20 protein-coding genes are annotated in these 23,766 nt (G+C 50.2%); 12 read left to right on the forward strand and 8 right to left on the reverse strand.

The window, feature by feature from the left end:
• The first annotated feature begins 2 nt into the window (after positions 1 to 2).
• Positions 3 to 908: a cation diffusion facilitator family transporter gene (locus ACN0S4_RS09510; protein ID WP_417657440.1), complete on the forward strand. Its 906-nt coding sequence runs from the start codon at positions 3 to 5 to the stop codon at positions 906 to 908.
• A 5-nt stretch (positions 909 to 913) separates the two neighbouring features.
• Here the strand turns inward: ACN0S4_RS09510 and ACN0S4_RS09515 are convergent, their stop codons facing one another.
• Both ACN0S4_RS09515 and ACN0S4_RS09520 read right to left on the reverse strand, forming a co-directional pair.
• Positions 914 to 2,383 carry a PH domain-containing protein gene (locus ACN0S4_RS09515; RefSeq protein ID WP_417657441.1) on the reverse strand — a complete coding sequence of 490 codons (1,470 nt, stop codon included), beginning with the start codon at positions 2,381 to 2,383 and terminating at the stop codon, positions 914 to 916.
• Positions 2,376 to 2,885, reverse strand: coding sequence for a PH domain-containing protein (locus ACN0S4_RS09520; RefSeq protein WP_417657442.1), 510 nt, complete (start codon positions 2,883 to 2,885; stop codon positions 2,376 to 2,378). Before ACN0S4_RS09520 ends, ACN0S4_RS09515 begins: the two co-directional genes overlap by 8 nt.
• 91 nt (positions 2,886 to 2,976) lie before the next feature.
• On the opposite strand from ACN0S4_RS09520, the gene ACN0S4_RS09525 reads away from it, so the two are divergent.
• Positions 2,977 to 3,657, forward strand: a complete 681-nt coding sequence (locus tag ACN0S4_RS09525; RefSeq protein WP_417657443.1) for a type 1 glutamine amidotransferase domain-containing protein — start codon at positions 2,977 to 2,979, stop codon at positions 3,655 to 3,657.
• A 118-nt stretch (positions 3,658 to 3,775) separates the two neighbouring features.
• Here ACN0S4_RS09525 and ACN0S4_RS09530 read toward each other — a convergent pair whose 3' ends face one another.
• Positions 3,776 to 4,156: a DUF4168 domain-containing protein gene (locus ACN0S4_RS09530; protein ID WP_417657444.1), complete on the reverse strand. Its 381-nt coding sequence runs from the start codon at positions 4,154 to 4,156 to the stop codon at positions 3,776 to 3,778.
• 152 nt (positions 4,157 to 4,308) lie between these two features.
• On the opposite strand from ACN0S4_RS09530, the gene ACN0S4_RS09535 reads away from it, so the two are divergent.
• Together ACN0S4_RS09535 and ACN0S4_RS09540 are read left to right on the forward strand one after the other, a co-directional pair.
• The gene (locus ACN0S4_RS09535) at positions 4,309 to 5,823 is read left to right on the forward strand and encodes a sensor histidine kinase (RefSeq protein WP_417657445.1); all 1,515 of its coding nucleotides are present in this window, start codon (positions 4,309 to 4,311) and stop codon (positions 5,821 to 5,823) included.
• Entirely contained in the window at positions 5,820 to 7,199 is a 1,380-nt protein-coding gene (locus tag ACN0S4_RS09540) for a sigma-54-dependent transcriptional regulator (RefSeq protein WP_417657446.1), read from the forward strand. Before ACN0S4_RS09535 ends, ACN0S4_RS09540 begins: the two co-directional genes overlap by 4 nt.
• On the opposite strand, the gene ACN0S4_RS09545 is transcribed toward ACN0S4_RS09540, so the two are convergent.
• On the reverse strand, positions 7,196 to 9,202 hold the full coding sequence (locus tag ACN0S4_RS09545) for a TonB-dependent receptor family protein (protein WP_417657447.1): 2,007 nt from the start codon (positions 9,200 to 9,202) through the stop codon (positions 7,196 to 7,198). The two genes, ACN0S4_RS09540 and ACN0S4_RS09545, sit on opposite strands and share 4 nt — an antisense overlap.
• Before the next feature lie 2 nt (positions 9,203 to 9,204).
• Positions 9,205 to 10,338 (reverse strand): PQQ-dependent sugar dehydrogenase, encoded by a 1,134-nt coding sequence (locus tag ACN0S4_RS09550; RefSeq protein WP_417657448.1) that lies wholly within the window; start codon positions 10,336 to 10,338, stop codon positions 9,205 to 9,207.
• Positions 10,339 to 10,535: 197 nt separating this feature from the next.
• On the opposite strand from ACN0S4_RS09550, the gene ACN0S4_RS09555 reads away from it, so the two are divergent.
• Complete coding sequence (locus ACN0S4_RS09555; RefSeq protein WP_417657449.1) at positions 10,536 to 10,952, forward strand: hypothetical protein; 417 nt, start codon at positions 10,536 to 10,538, stop codon at positions 10,950 to 10,952.
• A gap of 23 nt (positions 10,953 to 10,975) precedes the next feature.
• Here ACN0S4_RS09555 and ACN0S4_RS09560 read toward each other — a convergent pair whose 3' ends face one another.
• A complete protein-coding gene (locus ACN0S4_RS09560) occupies positions 10,976 to 11,890 on the reverse strand; it encodes a hydrogen peroxide-inducible genes activator (RefSeq protein ID WP_417657450.1) in 915 nt (304 codons plus the stop codon).
• A gap of 381 nt (positions 11,891 to 12,271) precedes the next feature.
• On the opposite strand from ACN0S4_RS09560, the gene ACN0S4_RS09565 reads away from it, so the two are divergent.
• Genes ACN0S4_RS09565 through ACN0S4_RS09580 form a run of 4 tightly spaced genes read left to right on the forward strand, consistent with a single transcriptional unit; the run spans position 12,272 to position 16,665 of the window.
• Positions 12,272 to 13,561: a Zn-dependent hydrolase gene (locus ACN0S4_RS09565; protein WP_417657451.1), complete on the forward strand. Its 1,290-nt coding sequence runs from the start codon at positions 12,272 to 12,274 to the stop codon at positions 13,559 to 13,561.
• Between the two features lie 55 nt (positions 13,562 to 13,616).
• The gene (gene ccoG, locus ACN0S4_RS09570) at positions 13,617 to 15,032 is read left to right on the forward strand and encodes a cytochrome c oxidase accessory protein CcoG (RefSeq protein WP_417657452.1); all 1,416 of its coding nucleotides are present in this window, start codon (positions 13,617 to 13,619) and stop codon (positions 15,030 to 15,032) included.
• The gene (locus ACN0S4_RS09575; protein WP_417657453.1) at positions 15,025 to 16,029 is read left to right on the forward strand and encodes a serine/threonine protein kinase; all 1,005 of its coding nucleotides are present in this window, start codon (positions 15,025 to 15,027) and stop codon (positions 16,027 to 16,029) included. The genes ccoG and ACN0S4_RS09575 overlap by 8 nt, the downstream gene beginning before the upstream one ends.
• Positions 16,030 to 16,053: 24 nt before the next feature.
• Positions 16,054 to 16,665 (forward strand): thiol:disulfide interchange protein DsbA/DsbL, encoded by a 612-nt coding sequence (locus ACN0S4_RS09580; RefSeq protein ID WP_417657454.1) that lies wholly within the window; start codon positions 16,054 to 16,056, stop codon positions 16,663 to 16,665.
• 14 nt (positions 16,666 to 16,679) lie between these two features.
• Here ACN0S4_RS09580 and ACN0S4_RS09585 read toward each other — a convergent pair whose 3' ends face one another.
• Positions 16,680 to 17,594: an acyltransferase gene (locus ACN0S4_RS09585; RefSeq protein ID WP_417657455.1), complete on the reverse strand. Its 915-nt coding sequence runs from the start codon at positions 17,592 to 17,594 to the stop codon at positions 16,680 to 16,682.
• A 122-nt stretch (positions 17,595 to 17,716) separates the two neighbouring features.
• Here ACN0S4_RS09585 and imuA point away from each other — a divergent pair, with 122 nt between their 5' ends.
• From imuA to ACN0S4_RS09600, 3 genes are read left to right on the forward strand one after another with little or no spacing between them, the layout of a single operon-like run.
• Positions 17,717 to 18,424, forward strand: coding sequence for a translesion DNA synthesis-associated protein ImuA (gene imuA / locus ACN0S4_RS09590; RefSeq protein ID WP_417657456.1), 708 nt, complete (start codon positions 17,717 to 17,719; stop codon positions 18,422 to 18,424).
• On the forward strand, positions 18,421 to 19,860 hold the full coding sequence (locus tag ACN0S4_RS09595) for a Y-family DNA polymerase (RefSeq protein ID WP_417657457.1): 1,440 nt from the start codon (positions 18,421 to 18,423) through the stop codon (positions 19,858 to 19,860). Before imuA ends, ACN0S4_RS09595 begins: the two co-directional genes overlap by 4 nt.
• A complete protein-coding gene (locus tag ACN0S4_RS09600) occupies positions 19,844 to 22,951 on the forward strand; it encodes an error-prone DNA polymerase (protein ID WP_417657467.1) in 3,108 nt (1,035 codons plus the stop codon). The genes ACN0S4_RS09595 and ACN0S4_RS09600 overlap by 17 nt, the downstream gene beginning before the upstream one ends.
• Positions 22,952 to 22,956: 5 nt before the next feature.
• Here the strand turns inward: ACN0S4_RS09600 and ACN0S4_RS09605 are convergent, their stop codons facing one another.
• Positions 22,957 to 23,505, reverse strand: a complete 549-nt coding sequence (locus ACN0S4_RS09605) for a gamma carbonic anhydrase family protein (RefSeq protein ID WP_169930957.1) — start codon at positions 23,503 to 23,505, stop codon at positions 22,957 to 22,959.
• Positions 23,506 to 23,766: the final 261 nt, after the last annotated feature.

Genomic DNA, 23,766 nt, shown 5'->3' on the forward strand with positions numbered 1-23,766 from the left:
CTATGAGCTCACATCATCACCATCATCATGGTGGGCATCATCACCATCATGATGCCGCTAGCGGGCGCATTGGCTGGGCCTTTGTCTTAAATTTGTGCTTTACCATTATTGAGTTTATTGGCGGTATCTTAACCAACTCTACTGCGATTATGGCTGATGCCATTCACGATTTAGGTGACAGTCTAGCTCTAGGTAGCGCATGGTTATTGCAAAAGCTTGGGCAAAAAGACGCGAACCAATCACTCACCTATGGGTACCGCCGGCTCTCGTTGGTTGCCGCATTTATCAACGCAGTTGTGCTCGTGATTGGCTCTATCGTTATTTTAACGATTGCCATTCCGCGGTTGTGGGACCCGGTCATGCCACATGCACAAGGCATGTTGTGGCTGGCCGTGTTAGGCATGCTGGTTAATGGTTATGCAGCTTACAAACTGAGCGCAGGCAAAACACTGAATGAGCGGGTCATGAACTGGCATCTAATCGAAGATGTGCTGGGTTGGGCCGCGGTGTTTGTCGTATCTATTGTGCTGATGTTTGTGGACCTGCCGATTCTCGACCCGATCTTATCTATCGCGTTTACTCTGTTCATTCTGGTTAATGTGGTGCGAGCTTTGGGCTCGACGATTAAAATTTTCTTGCAAGCAACACCGGATACAACGTTGTATCCGGCCATTGAGGAACGGTTGCGGGCGCTAAAGCCAGTGGCTGATGTGCATCACTTGCACATCTGGTCACTCGACGGTGAGCATCACGTGTGTACTGCGCATTTGGTGCTGCGTGGTGAGCTGACCGCTGCTCAACAACTGGCCTTGAAAAAGGAGGTTGCGGAGCAACTCAAACCTTTCGAGCTGGCGCATACCACCATTGAGTTTGAATTGCCCGACGAATTGTGTCGCGATGCCGATTAGGCGAGTTACATCCAACGCCGCCGGTCGCTAGCAACGGCATGCACGTAGCGGGCTTGTAACTCGAGTGCTTGATTCAATGGATAGTACTCCAATGTTTCCGAGCCTGCCGCCGTATGAATTTTGACATCCGCAAAACCAAGCAGTCGCAACCAAGGTGATTCTGCAACATCAATATGTTGAGCTTTATACAGTGGATACCAAGTTTCACGGCAACCAAACACACCACGGCGAACCACCAGCCAGCCATCTATTTCAGCGTAGGTTTTGTAGTGCCAGCGCGCTACGGTATAAGCTTGAAGTAACAGCCATACGGCAGTAATCACCGCCAGCGCGACGACAAACGAATCCGCTTGGAAGTAAAAAATAACCGCAGCCACGGCAAAGAGAATAGCTAACCATAACGCTGGTGAAATAAGAGTCAGCTGTGAAAACCGGCGGAATGTAGCTTGGGTGCTATCGGGTAAGCGCAACCAATCACGCCATTGTTGCACTTGCTCTGGCTTCAAAACCGGGATGGTGAACTGGGTTTTGGCTTGTCCTTGGCCTGCAGCCATAGGTTGTAATTGCCCTACTCGCAGGGTTGAGCGCTCCAATAGGCGAGCCCGCAAATTCTGATGAAAGCGCACTTTCTGCAGCTTGTGGTAGCGAAAACTTAACGTCCGAATACTCAGCAGTCCGCCGCGCGCCTGAAAACGATTATTGCGAACTGAAACGGTGAGATTATGGTACTGCACCACACTCAGGAATATTGCAGCAATAAAAAGCAGTGCAATAAAGCCAGTCACGATTCCGCCGTAGACCCACCAATTCCCTTCTTGTAGAAAGCTAAAGTTAGCAACCAACCAGTCACCGGCTTGGTCGTAAAAGTCGTCGAGCTGACTGAGTGGATACAGCAGTAGTGCCAGTAAGAGGAATACACGGTTATCGATAATACCTGCGCGAATCAGTTCACCGACGCTAAAGGTCTGTTGCTCACTATCAACGGCATCAATCTGCTCACCCTGCTCGTTGGTCTCAGCGCGAACAGTCTGCGCCAACATTTGCTGGCGCAACTCCAAGGCATACGCAACTTTCAGTCCTGGGATTTCGACTTCTTTACCCGCTGAGCCAGCGCTATCTACCCGCAGCACTGTGCGTCCAAGTGGACGGAAATACCAAGTTTCATGGAGTTCCGCTTGCTGAATACGGTCGTATTTCAGAGTGAGATTTTTCTTACTAAATACGCCCATGCGAATATGCACAGCGTCATCCGTGACCGCAAACAGGAAGAATCGATGCGTCAAAATGGCATTGATGATGGTAAACACCACATAGCCGCCAGCTAGCGCATAGGGCAGCCACTTTTGCTCACTGACTAGGATCACCGTCAGTAAAGGGATGAAGTTTGAAAAGTTCGTCACCAGTTGTTTAAAGGCTTTCAGCAAAAAGAACACCACGGTGACCAAAGGTGTTCTTTGCCAAACGAGCTCAGTCATGCTGAGCCTCATCCGCATCGGTTAGCGGCTCAGGTTCATGTGCAATGGTTTGCATCAGTTCCGCTTTGATTCGTTCTGCTTCAGCGAGTGCGAGCCCCGGAATGCTCAAGTCGGCACCACCACTACCTGCTGTAAATACCGCCACGCGCCCCAAACCAAAGAATCGATCAGTCAGACCCTGTCGAACTTCGGCGTGCTGGATGCGGTTTAGCGGCACCGCGCGGGAGTTGCGCCATAAGGCGCCGCGGCGTAGGTGCAAGGCTTCAGAAGTTTCAGCATAGCCGGTAAAGCGATAGCGCCGTGGGGCCCAGAAAAAGGTAAAGAACAGAGTGACCAGAGTCCAAATAACGCCAACTATCCAGAGTGAATCAAACCAACTCGCAGTGCGATTAAAATAATAAATAGGCAAAAAAATGGCACTGATCAGCACCATATCAATGAGGCTCAGGAGCTGTAACTGTCGTTGATAGGCGGGTTCGACATGTCGCCAGGCAATGGTCATTGTGATCTCTTCCTCGGTTGAATCGCTATTGAACGTCCATATGTAGTAAAGAGCATACTGCAATTTAATCACTGACCGATAGGAGTAACCCATGAAAATCTTAATGATTTTGACGTCGCATTCTGAATTAGGCGACAGTGGACATAAAACAGGGTTTTGGGCAGAAGAGTTTGCAGCGCCTTATTATGCTTTTAAGGACGCTGGCGCAGAAATTACATTAGCCTCACCAAATGGCGGTCAACCTCCCATTGATCCAAACAGCCAGCAAGCCGATGCGCAGACGAACGCGACCGTTCGTTTATTTGAAGACGAGTCTGCATTGGACCAACTTGCTACCACACTCAAACTCACGGAAGTAAACGCCAACGAATTTGATGCGGTGTTTTATCCAGGTGGGCACGGTCCGTTATGGGACTTGGTCGACAACCAAGAGTCGATTGGTTTAATTCAGAACTTCTGGCAGCAAGGGAAGCCAGTAGCTGCTGTGTGCCATGCGCCAGCGGTGCTTGTTAATGCCAAAGATATATCAGGCGAACCGCTGGTGAAAGGCAAGCGAGTCAGTGGTTTCACGAATTCTGAAGAGGAAGCGGTTGGCTTAGCTGCAGTAGTACCATTTTTGCTTGAGAATCGGTTACGGGATTTGGGCGGTGACTACCAAAAAGTTGCGGATTGGCAGCCATTGGCGGTTGTTGATGGGCGCTTAATTACGGGACAAAATCCAGCATCGTCTGAAGCGGTTGCCGCGGAGCTCATTAAACAATTGAAAGCCTGATCGAGTAGGCAAAAAAAAGGCCAGCGAGGGACTGCTGGCCAAACAAGGAAAGCTCCATGGTGTGGAACTCGCTATTCAAGGAACAACCAGAGAAGAACGTTGTTTCCTGTTCAGGAACTTATTCAGTCAGTTCCTGCATGCGAGCACGCAACTCTTCATCCGTTTGTACCGCTTGCACAATGGTGTTGTACTCATCGGCAGACAAACCTGAGTCGTTGACCGCTTCAATCATTTCTTCCTGAGCTTTTTGCTGAATAGCTTGTGCATCTTCCGCAGTTTCAGCGCTTTGGAATTGCTCCGTATACTTACCGCTGATTTCCTGTACTGACGTCATAGCGTCAACAAATTGCTCCAACTGCTTGTCAGAAACATCAATTTCTGGTGCTTGTTGTTGCATCGGTGCTTGTGCTGCAGCGTTACCTTGCTGAGGTGCCGCAAATGCAGCTGATGAAGAACCTAAAGCAACGGCGATAGCTAATGTAGTTAAAGTCTTACGCATGATTGCGTCTCCTTCTTTAAAAAATGTACTGATACTAGAGCAAGCACCATGCCAACTTTTTAAGTTGTTGATTTTAATTGGGTATCTTAGTCAAAGTGAAATAGAATCAATCTTTGTGTATACTTTTGATACGTATCACTACTGGATCAAATGTGACAAAAAGATACACATCGGAACACAACTACACGCCTCGTTATCGTGTCTTGTCCGGACTACAGCGAACACTGCTGCTGTACGTGGTCCTGCCTTTACTGGTTTTAACTGGTATTGCGATTAGTTTTGGGTTGGACGAGGCAGCAGAGGTTGAAGATGCGCGGCTACGCGGAGATATCGAATTAATCGGTCGGGCAATACGATTACCGATTAGTGATGCGCTCATCCGCGGCGACTTAACCACAGTTCGAGCGAACCTTGATTCGGTGTTTAGTATTGGACGAGTCTACGGTGCGTCTGTGTATGACGTTAACGGCGCCCTCATTGCCTCAGCTGGTATTGTCGAGTCAGACCTTAGTCAAAGCTTATTGGCTGAGCAAGTGGTGACCACAGGGGAACAACAAGACAGTTATCGTGAGGTCGCTGGACGCGATGTATTCTCGCAATTCCTTCCTATTCAAGATCGTGGTGGTCAAATTATTGGGCTGCTGCAAATCACCCGCAAGGCGCAAGACTTTGAGCGCTCGTTCAGTCAACTTCGGCAAATCGCTTGGATTACTTGGTTAGTTCTGGCGATTGCTACGGTTGCCATCCTGATTTTCGGTCACTACCGAGCGGTTGGTCAGCATGTCGATAAATTAGTGGCAAGCATGCGCCGAGTGGCGCAGGGCGAACGCGAACATCGAGCCAACACTGACGGACCTGAAGAGCTACGTGAAGTGGCACAAGGCCTAAATCGAATGCTGGATTCGATAGCCGCCGCAGAAGCTGAACTTCAGCGGAGTCAGGCACAGGAAGCAAAACTCAACCAACAACTCCAAGCTAGTGAAAAGATGGCGGCTATTGGACAAGTTGCCAGTGGCGTCGCACACGAGCTCGGTGCACCCTTAACAGTGATTGATGGGCGAGCAAGACGACTGCAGCAAGCTCATGAGGATACCGAGTCACAACGGCAACTCGGCGCTATTCGTGGTCAAGTGCAGCGACTAACCAGCATGGTTAAACAACTTTTAGCCTTCAGCCGAACCCCAATAACCACAGCGCAACCATTGCCGGTTCAGCAATGGCTCGAGCAGGCCTACACCAGTATTGGTTTTGAAATGGATCCGCAGCAAGCACAGTTGCTTCCCGCGCGAGTCGACGCCGATCTGTCAGTGTATGGCGATCCTCAACGACTCGAATTGGCTCTGGTCAATGTACTACGCAATGCAGTGCAGGCTGCACAGAATAAAGTTGAGGTGACTGCTGTTGCCGACAAGGAAGCGATTCGTATTGAGGTGTTGGATGATGGCGAAGGACTAGCGAAAGGCTTAACAACAGAAGCCGCTGTGCGTCCGTTTCAAACCAATAAGGCACAGGGACAAGGAACGGGTCTTGGCTTGGCAATAGTCGAACATATTTTATCGGATCACAGGGGGACTTTAGCATTGGAGAACTCTGCTGAAGGAGGTTGTCGAGTAACACTGACATTGCCACGTTGGCAGCCATCGTCTGACAAAAGAGGTGCGCAGTGAAACGTGGTTTGCAGCTAGCCGTTATCGAGGACGATCCGGGATTACGCGAGTTATTGCACGAAGAGCTCGAAAGTGAAGGCTTTGTGGTACACCCGTTTGAGTGTGTCGAAGACTTTCAAGCACAGCGAACGCAACTTGCCATTAGCTTAGTGATTAGTGATATCCGTCTGCCAGGGCAGTCGGGTTTGGAGCTCCTGCAGCAGTTGCAGCAAGAGCCCCAACCACTGCCTTTTATTCTCATCACCGCCTTCGGCACGGTTGACCAAGCCGTACAAGCCTTGCAGCAAGGCGCTGATGACTTTATCACCAAGCCTCTCGATTTAGAGCATTTGCTGGTTAGTGTGAAACGCGTGTTGGAATATCACCAATTGCGCTCCGAAGTTGAGCATTATCGCCGCGCACGCGCCTCAGAGCAGCGCGGTCCGGGTGGCATTCTTGGTGCCAGCCGAGTGATGCGCCAGCTGTTTCAGGATATTGAGCAAATAGCACCAGGCGATGGCAGTGTTTTGGTTTTGGGTGAAAGCGGCACGGGAAAAGAATTAGTCGCTCGTGCATTGCATAAAGGGAGTCAACGCGCGGAACAGCCATTTATTGCCGTGAACTGCGCAGGTATTCCCGCCGAACTGATGGAAAGCGAATTTTTTGGTCACAGTGCCGGCGCATTTACGGGTGCTCAGAAGGCTCGAGCTGGTTTACTACAAGAAGCCAACGGCGGCACTTTATTGCTTGATGAAATGGGCGAGATGCCATTGGCACTGCAAGCAAAATTACTGCGGGTCTTACAAGAGGGAACCATGCGACCTGTAGGAAGTGATCGAGAGGTTCAAGTCGATGTGCGGATTATTGCTGCGACCCATCAAAACTTAGAAGCTAAAGTAACAGCGGGCGAGTTCCGCGAAGATTTGTTTTATCGCTTAGAGACCTTTGCCATTCAGGTGCCGCCTCTGCGCCAGCGTGGTGATGATGTGATGTTGCTAGCGGACTATTTTCTCGCCCAATTACAAGCGCAGCAGGAAAAACCTATTGAGGGTTTCAGTGCTGACGCAGTTGCTACACTTACTTCGTACCGCTTCCCGGGAAATGTGCGAGAACTTCAAAACGCCATTGAGCGCGCTTACACATTTTGCAGTGAGGGAGCGATTAAACCTGAACACTTGCCCGCGAGAATGCAGGACTCTCATCAGCAAGACGTGGAGCAACTCGTTCCTCGAAATGGTGACTGGCCGTCATTGCAGGCTGTCCAGGAGGACTATGTTCGGCAAGTATTGGCTCATACTAATGGGAATAAGCAACAGGCCGCTAAAATTCTTGGTGTGACGCGTCGTACCTTGTATCGCTGGCTCGATAGTCTCGAGCCAGCGTCTCGGAATGATTAATATCGGCGGGTGATGCGAATTCCCGCTTGCAGCTCACGGCCGACGCCTGGTTCAAAGGCGCGGCCACTTCCTTGATTGACCACAACTGATCCAACATAGTCGCGGTCGGTTACATTGTGGATCTTCAACCATGGCGCCAATGTCCACTGCGCACTCGCGTGTTCATATTGTGCCGCGATGTGCCACAGTGCATGACTCGGTGCCACGACCGTGTTGTCGTCGGTGGCAACCACATCGCCGCGGTAATCCACCACCAGATTGAATTGTAGTGGTTGCGGTAACGGTTGCCAATTGAGCTGTCCGTAGGCTTGCTGCTCGGCGATACCCGGTAAGCGATTGCCATCACTGTAGGTTGCATCGAGCCAAGTAGCGGAGAAGCGTGCATCCAGCGTGTCACTCAAGGTCCAATCGGTTTGCAGCTCAACACCGCGGCGCTCGGTGCGTTCGGCATTCACGTAGGTAGTCCGACCGTCATTGCTTTGGTCCACTACAATTTCGTCACTGGTATCGATTTGAAATGCACTGAACTGTCCGCGCAGTTCGGGACGTTGCCATTTAATCCCCACTTCCCACTGCTGGTTCTTGGCGGGACCTAAGTCTTCATTAATACCGGTGGCATTATTTTGGTAGGCCAGTTCCGTCAATGTCGGTGTTTCGAACCCGCGCCCGCGAGCAATGAATACAGTCCAGTCATCATTGAGCTGGTAATTCGCACCGAGACTCCAACTGGTGGCTTGCATCGACAATGCGCCGCTGTCTTCTGGATTCACGCCAGACACCACAAAATAATCATCAACACTGAAGTCGACTTCGTTGTAGCGCACCCCAGCTTGCCAGGTGAGCGCTTCGGTCTGTTGCCACTCGGCAAGGGTAAACAAAGATTGGCTGTTGACGGTACCGAGTTCATCACGACGAACATCGCCACGGCTACCAAAGTCATTCACATAACCAAAGCGACGGTCATTTTGGTCTGCCCAAGCTCCGCCAAAGGTTAACTTCACGGTGTTGGTGAGCGGCATGGTCAGGGCCGCATCAATTCCCGTAAACGCTCGGCGCAAATCAATGACTGCACCTGAACTGGTGAGGTCACTGCCAGGAAATGGCAGATACTGTTCGATGTCACGCCAACCGCGCCAAGCGCTGACATGCCACTGGCGTTCGGTACCAGTGCCAAGCACTGTGGCTGAAACTTGCTGATGATGAATCGATTTCCGGGTATTGAAGCGACTTGCACCACCGAATGTTTGCTCAGGATCAGCGCGCCAATCGGCAGGGGTGAGCGAGCCAGGGTCTTGGAGTAATGGCGCATCATTGTCATCGGCACGGACAGTCAGCCGCATGTCGTCGGTGAGTTGTCGATACCAACGTAGTGCTAACTGATCGCGCTCAGCGCTGTTCTGGTCACGCGGGCCATCGGTTCGCAGCCGAGCACCAACCACACGGATCGCATCGCGTTCACCTACCCAATCATTTTGCAACAGCCAGCGCGACGTCGAATTTGCCCCAGTTAATGCATCCACACGTAGTTGACTCACTTGTGGAGTCTGGCTGCGCCAATCAATGACGCCGCCGGCAGCGTTACCATAGATACTCGCTAGGGGGCCGCGCAAAACCTGCACGTTATTTGCCTCGTCGAGCAAGATGCTGGATGTCTGTGCTTGCCCATCAGGCATCGATAATGGGATGCCATCCAGACGCAACAATACGCCTCGTACGCCAAAGGCAGAACGGGCTCCAAAACCGCGTAATGTAATTCGGGTGTCTTGCGCATAGTTTGCGCGCTGGTCACTCTGTACTCCAGCGATGCCTTGCAGGAGTTCGCCAGCATCAATGCGCAATCCAGGCAATTGCTCATCAGTACTAAGATTGCTGACTGCAGCCGCCGTATTACGTTGTGGTTGTGGCGCTGCTTCGGTCACCACAATCACTTCATCGGCCTGTTGTTGAGCGTATCCAGAACTACTAGCACCGGCAACAGCCAGTGCTATCAGGACATGTCGCATAATTACTCCGCAGGCTTGATTTGAACTAATGAGCCATTACGGTCATCGGTAATAACGTAAATATAGCCATCTGGACCTTGTTCAATGTCGCGAATACGGCCGATGCGATCAGTGAGCAGCGCTTCTTCGTGCATGATCCGCCCATCTTCCATATCTAAGCGAGCTACTTGTTGACCGCGTAACGCACCAACAAAGAGGTCGCCTTGCCATTGCGGGAACGCATCGCCGGTGTAGAACATCATGTTGGAGGTAGCAATAGACGGCACCCAGTAATAAAACGGTTGTTCGGTTCCGTCTTTGTGCGTTTCACGAGTAATGATGCTGTTGTCGTAATTGACACCATAGGTCACTACTGGCCAACCATAGTTGCTGCCAGCCTCAGGGATGTTGATTTCATCACCACCTTTCGGGCCGTGTTCCACTGTCCATAGCTCTCCGCTATCAGGATGCAATACCGCGCCTTGCACGTTCCGATGCCCATATGACCAAATTTCAGGTAATGCACCGTCGGTATCGACAAATGGATTGTCTTCCGGGACGCCGCCATCTGGCCAAATACGAACCACTTTACCGTGGTGATTATCGAGCGTTTGGGCGTCTTGCATACGTGAACCACGATCACCGAGCGTGATATACAGGTGACCTTCAGGTGAGAACACTAAACGTGAACCAAAGTGTTGGCGGCTGTTATATTTCGGCGCTCCGCGAAAAATAACTTCAACATTTTCGAGACCATTGTCACCGAGTTGGCCGCGAGCAACGGCTGTACTGTTACCGTCACCACCAGCCGGATCTGCCTCAGAGTAGCTTAAATAGACCAATTGGTTTTCGGCGAAGTCAGGGTCGATCGCGACATCAAGCAGGCCACCTTGACCTACCGCCACAACTTCAGGGACGCCGTCTAAGGTTCGTGTTGTGCCATCGAGTTTCACGTGCTTCAGTGCGCCGCCTTTCTCGGTGATGAGCAAGCTGCTGTCAGGCAAAAATGCCATGCCCCAAGGACTAGCCAAACCATCAACTAATGCATTCACTTCAATAGAATAGCGCTCGGTCTCGAGAGTCGCAGCCTGCGCTGTGCCGATTGATGCTGCTACCGCCGCTGCCAATAAACTACTGAGAATTGGTGTGGTCTTCATAGGTACTCCTTGCTGAATACAGTCATAAGTGTGATTGTAAATATAGGGCAAATCACTAAATGGATTAAATTTTTTACGTAATACTTGGCATAAATTCGTTCAATGTCCGAGTATGTAAGGTAGACGACTTATCGAGTAATGTTGTGCGTTTCGATTCGACGTCGGTTTTTTCCTGATAACAAGAAAGGAGCACGACCATGCAAAATCGTATTGTTAAGAGCGTTGCCGTAGCAGTTATTGCGACTCATTTAGCCGCTTGCGGAACCATTCTCTATCCAGAGCGCAAAGGTCAAGTGAGTGGCCAAATTGACGCGGGTGTCGCTGCACTAAACGGCATCGGCTTGCTATTCTTCTTAGTACCTGGCGTGATTGCGTTTGCCGTGGACTTTAATAACGGAACTATTTACTTGCCAAACTCGACGAGTGTCGATGGCGAAGATGACGGTTTGCGTATCGTTCAAGCACATCCAAATCTGACACCGAATGAGCTTCAAGAAATTATCGAAAAAGAAGTCGGTGCATCGGTTGATTTGAGCAAAGCGCAAGTGGAATCGCGTACTGCACCAGATCAAGCGAGTATTCAACAAGAATTAACCACTCGCACCGCTCCATAACCGTTTCACAACTATGTTTGTTGCTACTGGAGCAATCGCTCCGGTAGCAAATCCGCGATACACTCCGCAAGTTTTCTGAACGTTTGACGACGATTAGTCGTCGGTCGATAAATTAAACCGATTTCCCGACTCGCTTGCTGTCCTTTGGGCTGCAGAGCCACTAGGTCAGTGCCATTCAAAATACCGCGGTCAATGGCCATTTGCGGGATAAAGGTGGCGCCACGACCGGCGTCAGCCATTTGCACTAGGCTGTGTAAACTCGTTGCCGTAAACGGATTGATTTTCACCGACTCGGCAAGTTCACAAGCTGCAACAGCATGCCCAGTTAAACAATGTTCGCGTTCCAGCAGAAAGATTGACTGGTCGGGTAGCTGCGAGTAATCGATCGGCTCTGGCAACGACTCTGCGAGCTGTTTGTGCATCACCAATTTAAAGGGATCGCGCCCAAGCACATAGGACTGGTTCCCTTGGATATCCATGGGGAGTGCGAGAACGACCACATCGAGCTCACCATTACGAAGCAAGTGCAGTAAGTTTGCTGTTGTATCTTCACGAATATTTAAACTCAACTTATCGTAGTTGCGCTGCAAACTTTTACTTAAGTCGCCGAGAATAAACGGCGCTATGGTTGGAATACAGCCCATTCGCAGGGGGCCTTCCATAATTTTGCCTTGGCTTTGCGCGAAATACAGCAGCTCTTCGGTTGCGGTCAAGATTCGGCGAGCCTGATCGACTACCTCCTCACCCATGCCGGTAAATAAGAACGATTTATGATCACGCTCAATGAGTTGGCAACCTAATTGCTCTTCTAAATTCTGAATGCCGCTGCTCAGTGTCGATTGACTGACATGACAGGCTTGTGCCGCACGATTAAAATTTTGGTGTTGATGTAGTGCGAGCAAATAGCTGAGGTTTTTTAGGCTGGGCAACTTACTCATAGATTCTCTCGCTTGATGTGTTGATACAATCTTAATTGGTATTTTCGATTATCATAATCCTCTTTATTCGTTTTCACAAATCAGAACGGAGCTTTATACTCTGGTTCATAGTGAAGTTCATGTTGTTCTTATCCCTGAATTTAGGCACTCCCCCACACTGATAGTGCCCCCTGGTGTCGTTACATACGGCACCTTTTTTTTTATTCCTTTTTTGCCTATTTTTTGTCTGGGTATTGTCACACGGCTGTCACATCTGCCCGTTATAGTGTGTCTCGACTTCCCTGAGATCTGGTTGTTACCTTGGACCCGTGCCTGCGAGCACGGGTTTTTTTTGCTAGGCTAGAGACATTCTTGCTATTGCTAGCTCAGCCAAGGACATTCATGCAGATCAATCTCGAACGCCTCCAGCAAAACCTTCACGACCTCAATGAAATTGGTTACAACCCAGACGACCGAGGGTTTTACCGTATCGGCTTTTCTGATGCCGACATGCAGGGGCGTCATTGGCTGATGGAGCGTGCGCGCAGTCTTGATCTCGATACTTACATGGATGGTGCGGGCAACGTCTTTTTTGGCATCGGTGCGCGTGACAAACCGATGATTTTAATGGGTTCTCACATTGACACTGTGCCGGCGGGTGGCTATTTCGATGGCTCGTTAGGCGCGATGGCTGCCTTGGAAGTCATTGAAACCATGCGCGAGCACCAGCCAGAGCTCGATACCCCTATCTGGGGCGTAGCCACCGCTGAGGAGGAAGGGCGTTTTGGCGGTATGTTGGGCGCGCAAGCCATGAGCGGTAAGCTCACCCCGGATTGGTTGCAAGAAGCACACGATGCAGACGGCGTGTATTTAAAAGATGCCATGGCAGCGCAAGGACTCGACGTGATGAAGGCGCTCGAAGCTGCTATTCCAACCGAACGACTGAAAGCATTTGTGGAGCTACATATTGAGCAGGGTCCCGTTCTCTTTCAAAAAGACCTACAAATTGGTGTCGTTGAGGGGATCTCCGGAGTCTTTAAATGGATTGTCCATTTAAAAGGTAAAGCGGATCACGCAGGCACCGCACCCATGGATATGCGCAGTGACGCTTTTATGGGACTGGCGGATTTTGCTCACGAAATCGAGCGCATCATCGCTGAAAACGGTACGGATAAATCGCGGATTACGGTGGGTAAAGTTGAATTAAAGCCCGGGCATCCGCACACGGTACCTGGCGAAGCCATATTTACGATAGTCGGCCGTGATATGGACAATGACATCATGACCGATCTCGCGAATGCATGCCGTCGAGCGTTATCTGCAATTGCCCGAAAGCATCGGCTCATGTTCGAATACGAGCAAGTGAGTTGGTTAGCTCCAAAACCCTGCTCTTCACGTCTCGTTGACCTAATTGAACAGCAAACTAAGCAGCGTGGTTATAGTTATTTACGGATGCCCAGTGGCGCCGGTCATGACACGCAGTTTATGTCTGAGGTAACGGACGCTGGACTCATCTTTATCCCCTCCATTAATGGCGTGAGCCACGCCCCCGATGAGTGGTCACACTGGCATGATGTCGAAGCTGGTACCAATATTCTACTCGATACTGTTGCTGCCATAGCTGGCGATAGCGATCCCAATGCTTGGCTGCATACCAGAGGCAAAGAGAATGGTGATAAAAACTCTCAATAAAGCCTTTGAAATTCGATATACTGACCCGTATCGAAGCACTTGAAGTGGTACTGTGATGGAACAGAAAGTGAAGGTGCTGGCTGCCGACCAGGTTAAAATTCATCGGCCCGATCCCAATGAGCGTGACAATCATTATGCGCCGCGTAATCGCATCTATGTGCGAGACGTCAAAGGCAGCCTTGAATGGTTTCGGCGCAGCTTTGGTTTTATTCTTCTCGCGCTTTTTATTCTCATTCCCTGGCTGCAGTTCAACGGAGAACAAGCAGTACTGCTGGACATCGGTAATCAGCGTTTTCGCATCTTCGGTATGACGTTGTGGCCACAAGATCTAACCATTCTTGCCTGGATAGCCATTGTCGCCGCATTCGCATTATTCTTTGTGACCACCCTCTATGGCCGCGTATGGTGCGGTTTCATGTGCCCGCAAACCACGTGGACCTTCATCTTTATGTGGTTTGAGAAAAAAATTGAAGGCAGCCGCAATCAGCGCATGACCTTGGATCGTCGCCCGTGGGATGCCAATAAGGTTATGCGAAAAGTCGCGAAGCACACCTCGTGGTTGTTGGTGGCGCTGTTTACTGCACTTATCTTTGTTGGCTATTTCACCGATATCCGTCAGCTGTTTGCTGAATTCTTCATTTTGGAAACGGGTTTTTGGGCAACGTTTTCAGTACTGTTTTTCACTTTTTGTACCTATGGCAATGCGGGCTGGATGCGTGAAATCATGTGCACGCATATTTGTCCTTATGCTCGGTTCCAATCAGCCATGTTTGACCGCGATACGGTGACCGTCAGCTATGACGCGAACCGTGGTGAGCCGCGCGGTGGGCGCGCTCGCAAGATTGACCCGAAAGCCGCTGGGTTAGGTGATTGCATTGACTGCAACTTGTGTGTGCAAGTGTGCCCAACCGGCATCGATATTCGTAACGGCTTGCAGTATGAGTGCATCAACTGTGGTGCCTGTGTGGACGCCTGCAACGGTGTGATGGACAAAATGAACTACGCACGCGGGCTGATCCGTTTCACCACAGAGCGGAATTTACAAGGTGGACGCACGCGCAAGTTGCGGCCGAAAGCCATTGGCTATTTTACGGTAATGATTGCGATGACCGCCCTACTAGTTTGGGACATTGCCACTCGGGTGCCGCTTGAGCTCGATACCTTACGTGACCGCAATCAACTCTATTCTATCAACATGGATGGTTGGGTTGAGAACGTCTACACCTTAAAGATTTTGAACAAATCACAATTACCAGAAAGCTTTACCGTGACAGTTAGCGGTTTCAGCGACTTCTCGTTAACGGGTCAAACGCAACTGACTATTTCAGGTGGTGAGGTTGCGACCGTTCCGGTCACTTTAGCGGTGAATCCAAATGAGGTGACTGAGCGGGTGCAGTCGGTGACGTTCAAAGTCACGAATCCAGATGGAACCGTGCAGCAAGAGCACACAACGAGTTTCATCTATGAATAATGAAAATGAAGATTTTAGTTTCACTGGGCTAACACCCGATGTAATAGCGAACGCTTTAGAAAGCGTGGGTGTTGACCCTATGTCGGGGTTACTGGCGCTGAACAGCTATGAAAATCGGGTGTATCAGTTTATTGCCGATGATCAGCGTCGTTACGTCGCCAAGTTCTATCGTCCGGCTCGCTGGACCACCGCGCAGATTTTAGAAGAGCATCAGTTCACAGCTGAGCTGGCTGAAGCAGAAGTGCCGGTAGTCACGCCACTGCAATTGCACGGCAAAACCTTACATGAGTATGACGGTTATCGTTTTACCGTGTTTCCAAGTATTGGTGGGCGTGCGGTTGAGCCGGGTGACTTAGAGCAACTCGAGCGAATTGGCCAGCAAATTGGGCGATTACATGCGGTGGCGCAGCAGGGCACGTTTAAGGAACGTTTGAGCATTAATCGGCAAGAGTATGTCACGGATGCTCTGGTTACTTTACGCCAGTCACCTCTGTTACCTGAGAACCTGCATGAAGCCTTTTTTGCGATTGCCGAACCACTCGCCGCCGCCGTACATGACGTTGATTTTCGGGCATTTGCGCAGCAACGATTGCACGGGGACTGTCATTTAGGCAATATGCTCATACGCGACCAAGAGCTGACTTTCGTCGATTTTGATGACGCAAGAACCGGCCCAGCGGTACAAGATTTGTGGATGATGTTGGCTGGTGATGACCGCCATCAGCGGGCCTTGCAGTTGGATGCCCTGCTGAGCGGTTATGAAATGTTTTGTGAGTTTGATGAAAATGAAGCGGCTTTAATTGAACCCTTACGCACTTTTCGTATCTTACACTACATGGCTTGGTTGGCGCGGCGCTGGGATGACTCAGCTTTTCGCCGGGCATTCCCATGGTTTGCTGAGCAACGCTATTGGGAACAACAGATTTTAACCTTAAAAGAGCAGTTCGCCGTATTGCAAGATGAGCCAATTGGCGCACAGCCGAACTTTAATCGTTAACGCTTAAGAACAGGAAGTATCCTTATGAAAAAGTTATTGTTTGCGGTAGTTGCCTTGATGATGTTTCCCGTGGCAGCGCAACAATTTGAAGAAGGTGTGCATTATGACATCGTCTCGGAAAAGGCGACGGATAAGCCAGAAATTCGTGAGTTTTTCTCTTATTTCTGTGTGCACTGCTATCGTTTTGAGCCGATTGCACAAGCAATGAAAGCAGAATTCCCTGATGCTTTTGACAAGGCGCATGTGTCTTTCATCAATTACGCTGGCATGGGTGTTGATATGTCACGTGCTTATGTAGTCGCGAAGCAATTGGGCAAAGAAGATCAAATTGGCCAAGCCATTTTCAATCGCAACTTTGTGCAACAAGACATGATTAATAGCAAAGAAGATTTGGCGGAAGTATTCGCGGCTATCGATATGTCTGCTGAGGAACTTGAGAAAGCGATGAACAGCTTCTCAGTACGCGGCATGGCGAATAAAATGGACCGTGATGCGGGTAACCTTCGCGTGAATGCAACGCCAACTTTTATCGTCAACGGTAAGTACAAAATGAACCCACAAGGGTTTCAGGGTACTGAAGATTTCCAAGGCGATTTCTTGAGCCTAGCCAGTTACTTGCTCGAGCTCGATCAGTAACAGGCACGCTAGTGTTATGAAGAACGGCGCTCTGCTAGTTTAGCGAGCGTCGTTTTTATTTTCTCATCCTTCACTTCCCAGCGCTTATTTAACCAGTCCTGAAAATGGTTCTTATAGGCTTCATCCTGAAAGTAGTCACCAATCAAGCTTTGCTCAACGGGTAAGGTTTCAACATGCACGTAAACATCACGCAGTTGTCCAGTAAGCAAGTTCCACACGGTTGGACGGTCACTTGGCGGATACACAATAGTGATGTCCAAAATGGCATCAAACTGTTGCCCCATTGTTTGTAAAGTGAATGCGGTGCCACCAGCTTTGGGCGGTAATAAATACTGGTAAGGCGACTGTTTCTGGCGATGCTTCTCAGGGGTAAATCGAGTGCCCTCACAGAAGTTGATCACGGTAGTGGGAATGTGGCGAAATTTCTCGCATTTGCGCTGTGTGGTCTCAATATCTTTGCCTTGCAGATGTGGCTTGCGCGCAATAACGTCGCGGCTGTAGCGCCGCATAAATGGCATATCTAGCGTCCAGCACCCGAGTCCGATCACGGGTACCCAAAACAACTGTTGCTTCAAGAAAAAGCGCGGCATGGGCATATAGCGGCAAGCCAAATGCATTAATACGACAATATCGACCCAGCTGCGGTGGTTGCACAGAATCATATACCAGCGATCACGGTGCAGCAGCGTATCCCCTTCAATGTGCCAGCGCATCGGTTGGGTCAAACGAAACATGAGTGACATCGCATAGCCCCACACCCGAAAGAGTGCATTTGCCGCCGTCGAGATACTGCGTTGAACCACAGGGATAGGGAGCAGCAACTTCGGAATACCAATCACAATAATGGCGCTGCCGATAATCGCTGTGGCTAAGGCACCGAAACAAAAATTTATGATCAGGCGAAATGGAAGTAAGAGCTTGGTTCCCATAGCTTTCTCTACGCAGATGACACGAATTTCTATGATACGTCATTCGTGTTTACTTGCCAGTAGAGAAAAAAACAGCTAATTTATACTGTATATATGTACAGTATTTTAAGGGGTGAATCGCTATGGTCGCAACCGCAACAAACCTGCAGCAATTGGTGCAAAAAGGCTGGGTCTGGCAAGGGCAACAAACGCCGTTACAGAAAGCCTCTACCGATTTTTTAGATAGCGGCTGGCCGGAGCTCAACGCACAACTCGGTGGTGGTTGGCTGCGTGGGAGTGTGAATGAAATTCAAATTGAAGTTGGCTTTCGTGGCGAGTTAGGTTTGGTATTGCCTTTGCTGCAACGTTCGAATGAGCGCCCACACGTTTGGGTTAATCCACCCGCTCAGCCTTACGCACCTGGTTTGCAAAGCCAAGGCTTAGTGCCACAGCAACAGTGGTGTATTCAAGAAACTGATCACACCAAGGCGCTGTGGGCTATGGAGCAATGTATTCAGTCGCAAAGTGTTGGACTGATACTCGCGTGGTTGCCGCAGCTTAATGCCGCGCAAGTGCGTCGGTTGCAGCAAGTCACGGAGCAAGCACAACAACTGGTGTTTATTTTTACGGATTGCCAGCAAGAGCCTGAGGCGAGAGCTTATGTGAATCGACTTCGGCTACATTGGCAAGATGAGTTGCAGATAGAAGTATTGAAGCGCCGTTTTGGTTGGCCATTGCCGCCTTTCCCTTGTGCTTTACAACGTTTATTTCCAGAACGGCGGCTAGTTAAGAAGCCCGCGCATAACAGTACTTCTCATGCGGTCACAGGGACTACCCGGTTGGTGTTATGAGTGCGCGAGTGAATGGCTGGTTGTATGTGCATGCTCCCTACTTGCTGTTAGATGAGCAGTTAGCCGCGCAGGCCGAAAATGAACGCGAACAACCTCAAGTATTATTGCAGCAACAGGGCGCTACGGGCCCGCGCGTGGTTCAGCTAAATGCGGCGGCGCAAACGGCAGGCATTCAGCGTGGCATGGCCATGGTTACCGCGACCACTTTAGTACCCGACCTTATTTGTCGTGACTACCAGCACAACCGTGAACAGTGGTTGCTGCAGCAGTTGGCGCAGTTGTTGTATCAAGATGTGGCGCAAATTGCCTTACAGCCACCTCAAGGGCTGTTGTTTGAAGTGCGTAGCTTATTGCGTTTGTATGGCGGTTGGCAGGCATTGCAGAAGCAACTGCAACAACGCTTACAAGAAGCTCCTATTCGTTACTACTGGGCGAGTGGCTATAGTCCATTAGCTGCACGTCTGTTGGCGCAAGCAGAAGTCAGTGTGCTTAGCGCTGATCCGCAAGTGACCACTGCAGCGCTGGCGCAGTTACCCATACAGGCGAGTGGCTTAGAGACTCGTGCGCAGCAACGTCTACTTGATGTTGGCATGACCACTTTAGGAAGCTTGTTACAGCGTAGTAATAGCGCTTTAGGTGCTCGCTTCGGCAAGGACATCACACATTATCTAGCGGAGTTGCGTGGGGATTTTTCGCCGCCACAGCGCTATTACCGACCACCGGCACAATTTTATCAGCGCATTGATTTACTCAGTGAAGTCGCCAGTTGGCCCCAACTCGTCTTTGCATTGAAACGCTTGCTACAGCAATTAGAAGTGTTTTTGCAGGGGCGGCAGCTCAGTACGCGTAGCTTACGTTTGCAAGCATATCATCGCGATCAAGCGCCAACCGTGGTGGTGATTCAGTTCGCGCATGCTGTTTGGCAGCAGCGCGATATGTTGCAGTTGTGCCAATTACATCTCGAGCGGCAAGTACTTCCTTTCCCGGCGTTGGAACTGAGTATCCGAGTACGTGAGCTAGAGAACCGCCAGGCGCATGCCAATAGTTTACTGCCAGTGCAACAAGAATTGCCTGCGGTAGCTGCGTTGGTGAGTCGCTTACAAGCACGTTTGGGCGAGCATGCTATTCAGGTTCCGCAAGTGCAGGCCGACTGGCGTCCTGAGCATGCGCATCGCTTGGACGCATGGAGCAGCAGTCAAGCCACGGCCTCAGCTGTAAAGCCATCGCAACGTCGGCCGGTCTGGCTATTGCCCGAGGCGCAACCGATTGATCGGCGGCAATGGCAAGTCCATTGGGGGCCTGAGCGTTTGCAAAGCGGTTGGTGGGATGACCAGCCATGCGTTCGTGATTATTTCATTGCCGTTGATGCATTCCAGCGCCAAGGTTGGATTTACCATGATCCTCAAGGGTGGTTTTTACATGGTTGGTTCAGTTGATCGGACGCCGCCTATTGCGCTGAATTGTCTGACCAATTACAGCTTTTTACGCGGTGCCGCACATCCTCATGAGTTAATTGAAACCGCAGTCCAGCTGGGTTACCAAGCGCTGGCCATTACTGATGAGTGCTCGGTAGCTGGTATTGTCCGCGCTTATGTAGCAGCGCGGGAGACACCGTTAAAGTTGCTATTCGGTAGTGAGTTTCAGGTGCCAGAGCTTGGTATTTGTATTCTGATTGCGTGCAATCGGCGCGGTTACGCGCAGTTATGCCAGCTGATCACCACAGCGCGAGGACGCTGTCCGAAAGGACATTATGAAGTGCATGCGAGTGACTTCATGCAGCACCTCGAGGAGTGCTTATGCTTGTGGCGCCCGCTCGATACGAACGCGGTACAACTTTACAGTAAGCCACTACAGCAACAATTTCAGAAGCATGGTTTATGGTTGGCATTTAGCCGTCATTACCAAGCTGATGATGTGGAGCGCTATCGTCGCTATCAACAGTATCAGCAACAAACGGGGCTGCCTATCGTAGCCGCTTGTGAGGTGCACTATCACATTGCTGAAAGGCAGCCATTGCATGACGTACTCACAGCCATACGTTTACAGCAGCCGTTGGCGACGGTGCGTCAGGCGCTCCTGCCGAACCAAGAATTTCGTTTGCGTGACCAACAGGAATTAGCGCACTGCTATCCTCTGGCGTGGCGTCAAGCGGCAGTTAACGTCATGAATCAATGCCGTTTTGAACTCAGTGAATTGCGTTATGAGTATCCAGCCGAGCTAGTTCCTGCGGGCCGCACCGCGACTGACTATTTACGTGAGTTAACCTATGCTGGCGCTGCACAACGCTTTCCCAAAGGGTTGCGTGACGATGTCAAAGAAAAGCTTGAAAAGGAGCTCTCGCTCATTGCGCAACTGCGTTATGAATATTTCTTCTTAACCATTCATGACATCGTTCAGTATGCACAGCAGCGTGGCATTCTCTATCAAGGTCGAGGTTCGGCGGCTAACTCAGTGGTGTGTTACTGCCTCCATATCACGGCGGTGAATCCGGATCAGATCGATGTTTTGTTTGAGCGCTTTGTTTCCGTAGAGCGCGATGAGCCACCTGATATTGACGTGGATTTTGAACACGAGCGGCGTGAAGAAATTATCCAATATATCTATCAGAAGTATGGTCGTGATCGTGCAGCCTTGGCTGCCACCGTGATTTGTTATCGTTTACGTAGTGCGGTACGAGATGTCGGTAAAGCTCTCGGCTATAGTGAGCAGGAATTACGCCACTATTTGAGTCGCATTGACCGTCGTGATCATGACACGCCATGGCAACAGCAATTGCAGGAGCAAATTCCAGGTCTGACAGAAACCCCTCGGGGACGTTGGCTACTCGAATTGATTGAGCAGATCCGTGGTTTCCCGCGCCACTTATCACAGCATGTGGGTGGGTTTGTGATTGCTTCGCGAGCGTTATCTGAATTGGTCCCTATAGAGAATGCGAGTATGCCCGAGCGTACAGTCATTCAATGGGATAAAGATGATATTGAAGCGTTGAAGCTAATCAAAGTCGATATTCTGGCCTTGGGCATGCTGACCGCAATTCGAAAAATGTTGCAGTTGGTGCATCAGCATCATGGTCAATCTTATCAGTTAGCCACCATTCCAACGGAAGATCCCAAAGTCTATAAAATGCTCCAAAAAGCCGACTCCATTGGTGTCTTTCAAATAGAGTCGCGCGCACAAATGAATATGTTGCCACGGCTAAAACCGCGAACCTTCTACGACTTGGTCGTACAAATTGCTATTGTTCGGCCCGGACCCATTCAGGGTGACATGGTGCATCCTTATTTACGTCGCCGTGCTGGCATCGAACCAGTTACCTACCCCAGTCCAGCCGTGCAGCAAGTACTCGAGCGCACTATGGGAGTGCCAATTTTTCAGGAGCAAGTCATCAAGTTGGCTATGGTTGCTGCGGGCTTTTCAGGTGGTGAGGCGGATAGTCTGCGTCGAGCCATGGCCAATTGGAAGCGTAGCGGCAAGTTAAAGCAGTTCGAAGATAAATTAATCGACGGCATGTTACAGCGCGGCTATGACCGCGAGTTCGCGCAGCGCATTTATCATCAAATTTGCGGTTTCGGCGAGTATGGGTTTCCCGAGTCACATTCAGCCAGCTTCGCCAACCTTGCTTATGCTTCAGCGTGGCTGAAGTACTATTATCCGGCAGCGTTTTATTGCGCTCTGTTGAATAGTCTGCCGATGGGATTTTATTCGGCAGACCAACTGATTCAAGATGCGCGGCGGCATGATATTGCGGTACTACCGGTTGATATTCAAAAGAGTGACTGGGATCACCAACTGATCCCTATGCAACAGCAATTAGGCCTGCGTTTAGGTTTGCGACTCATTAAAGGGTTGCGTGAAGAAGAACTACGCGCATTACTGCAGCAACGACCGGCAACAGGCTTTCGCTCGTTGGAGCAAGTCCGCGAGTTGGGGTTGTCGGCTGCTGCATTACAAGAACTAGCTGCCGCTGATGCGTTACAAACCATCAGTGGGCACCGCTATCAAAGTCAGTGGCAAAGTCTTACCTTACAAGTGGAACAGCTGCCACTATTTGCCGGTGTCGATGAGGTCACCACCGACATCGATACGCTTGCCGCGCCTCTTGAATGTGCAGATATTGCCGCTGACTATCGAACCATGGGCGTCAGTGTCCGACGACACCCGCTGGCATTGCTACGTGAACAAGGTGTACTGAAAGGCTGTAAGCGCGCCAGTGAATTGGCTTTATGCCGTCATCAACAGGTGGTCCAAGTGGCTGGTTTTGTAACCTGTCGACAGCGGCCAGGAACCAGTAGCGGTGTCACCTTTCTCACGCTTGAAGATGAAACCGGCAACATGAATATTGTGATTTGGTTGGCTACGGCTCGGAAGTTCCGGCAGGCTTATCTCACCGCGCAATTATTAAAGGTAAAGGGTATCGTCGAAATTCATGGTGAGGTCGTCCATGTTATTGCTGGACACTTAATAGATGAAACGGAGCGATTAAGCGCATTTGGATTGCGGAGTAATCGCTCGCGAGATTTTCATTAACTGACTTACACTGGGGAAACGTGGAGTAAGTAGTCTTCTTTTAGCAACACATAGTTGGCCGCCGACTCCGGGAGAAAATCTAGCTCTGCCTGAGTTAATGGGCGTTGCTCTTTGACTGGGCTGCCAACGTACAAATGTCCGCTTTTTAAGCGTTTGCCTGGTGGAACTAAGCTACCCGCGCCAATAATGACATCATCTTCAACAACCGCGCCGTCCATAATAATGGCTGACATACCAATCAAAACGCGATTGCCAATTTCACATCCGTGTAGCATGACTTGATGTCCGACGGTGACATCCTCCCCGATAATCAACGGATGCCCCTCAGGGTTTCGTTCACTGACTCGGCTCACATGTAGCGTTGTATTGTCTTGGATATTGGTGCGCGCACCTATTGTAATAGTATTCACATCGCCGCGAGCTGACACGAAGGGCCAGAACGAGCAGTGCTCACCTACCCTCACATCACCGACAATGACCGTACTTTGATCAACATAGACGTGTTCCCCGAACTGAGGCTCGACGCCGCGATAACTCCGAATATCGCCATTCATGATCCAATACCTCTTAAATTGTTAGCTTTTTGATCAAAACTCATCGTCAATTATCCTAGCAGATGCTTGCGTGGCGTGCGAATGATACGAATTTTAATCACATCGTTGAGAAAACCAGCAGTCAGTAAAAAAACATATCAAAATGCTCAAAAGGCGCTTGACGGGCGCAGTTAAATCTCTAAAATGCGCCCCACGCTTGAGGCAGACGATGAAGTCGCCAAAAGCAGCAGTTTACCGTCATAAAAAATTATTCCGCAAGGG

It is taken from the genome of Pseudidiomarina aestuarii (assembly GCF_048263735.1).
In the GTDB taxonomy this organism is placed as follows: Bacteria; Pseudomonadota; Gammaproteobacteria; order Enterobacterales; family Alteromonadaceae; genus Pseudidiomarina; species Pseudidiomarina aestuarii_B.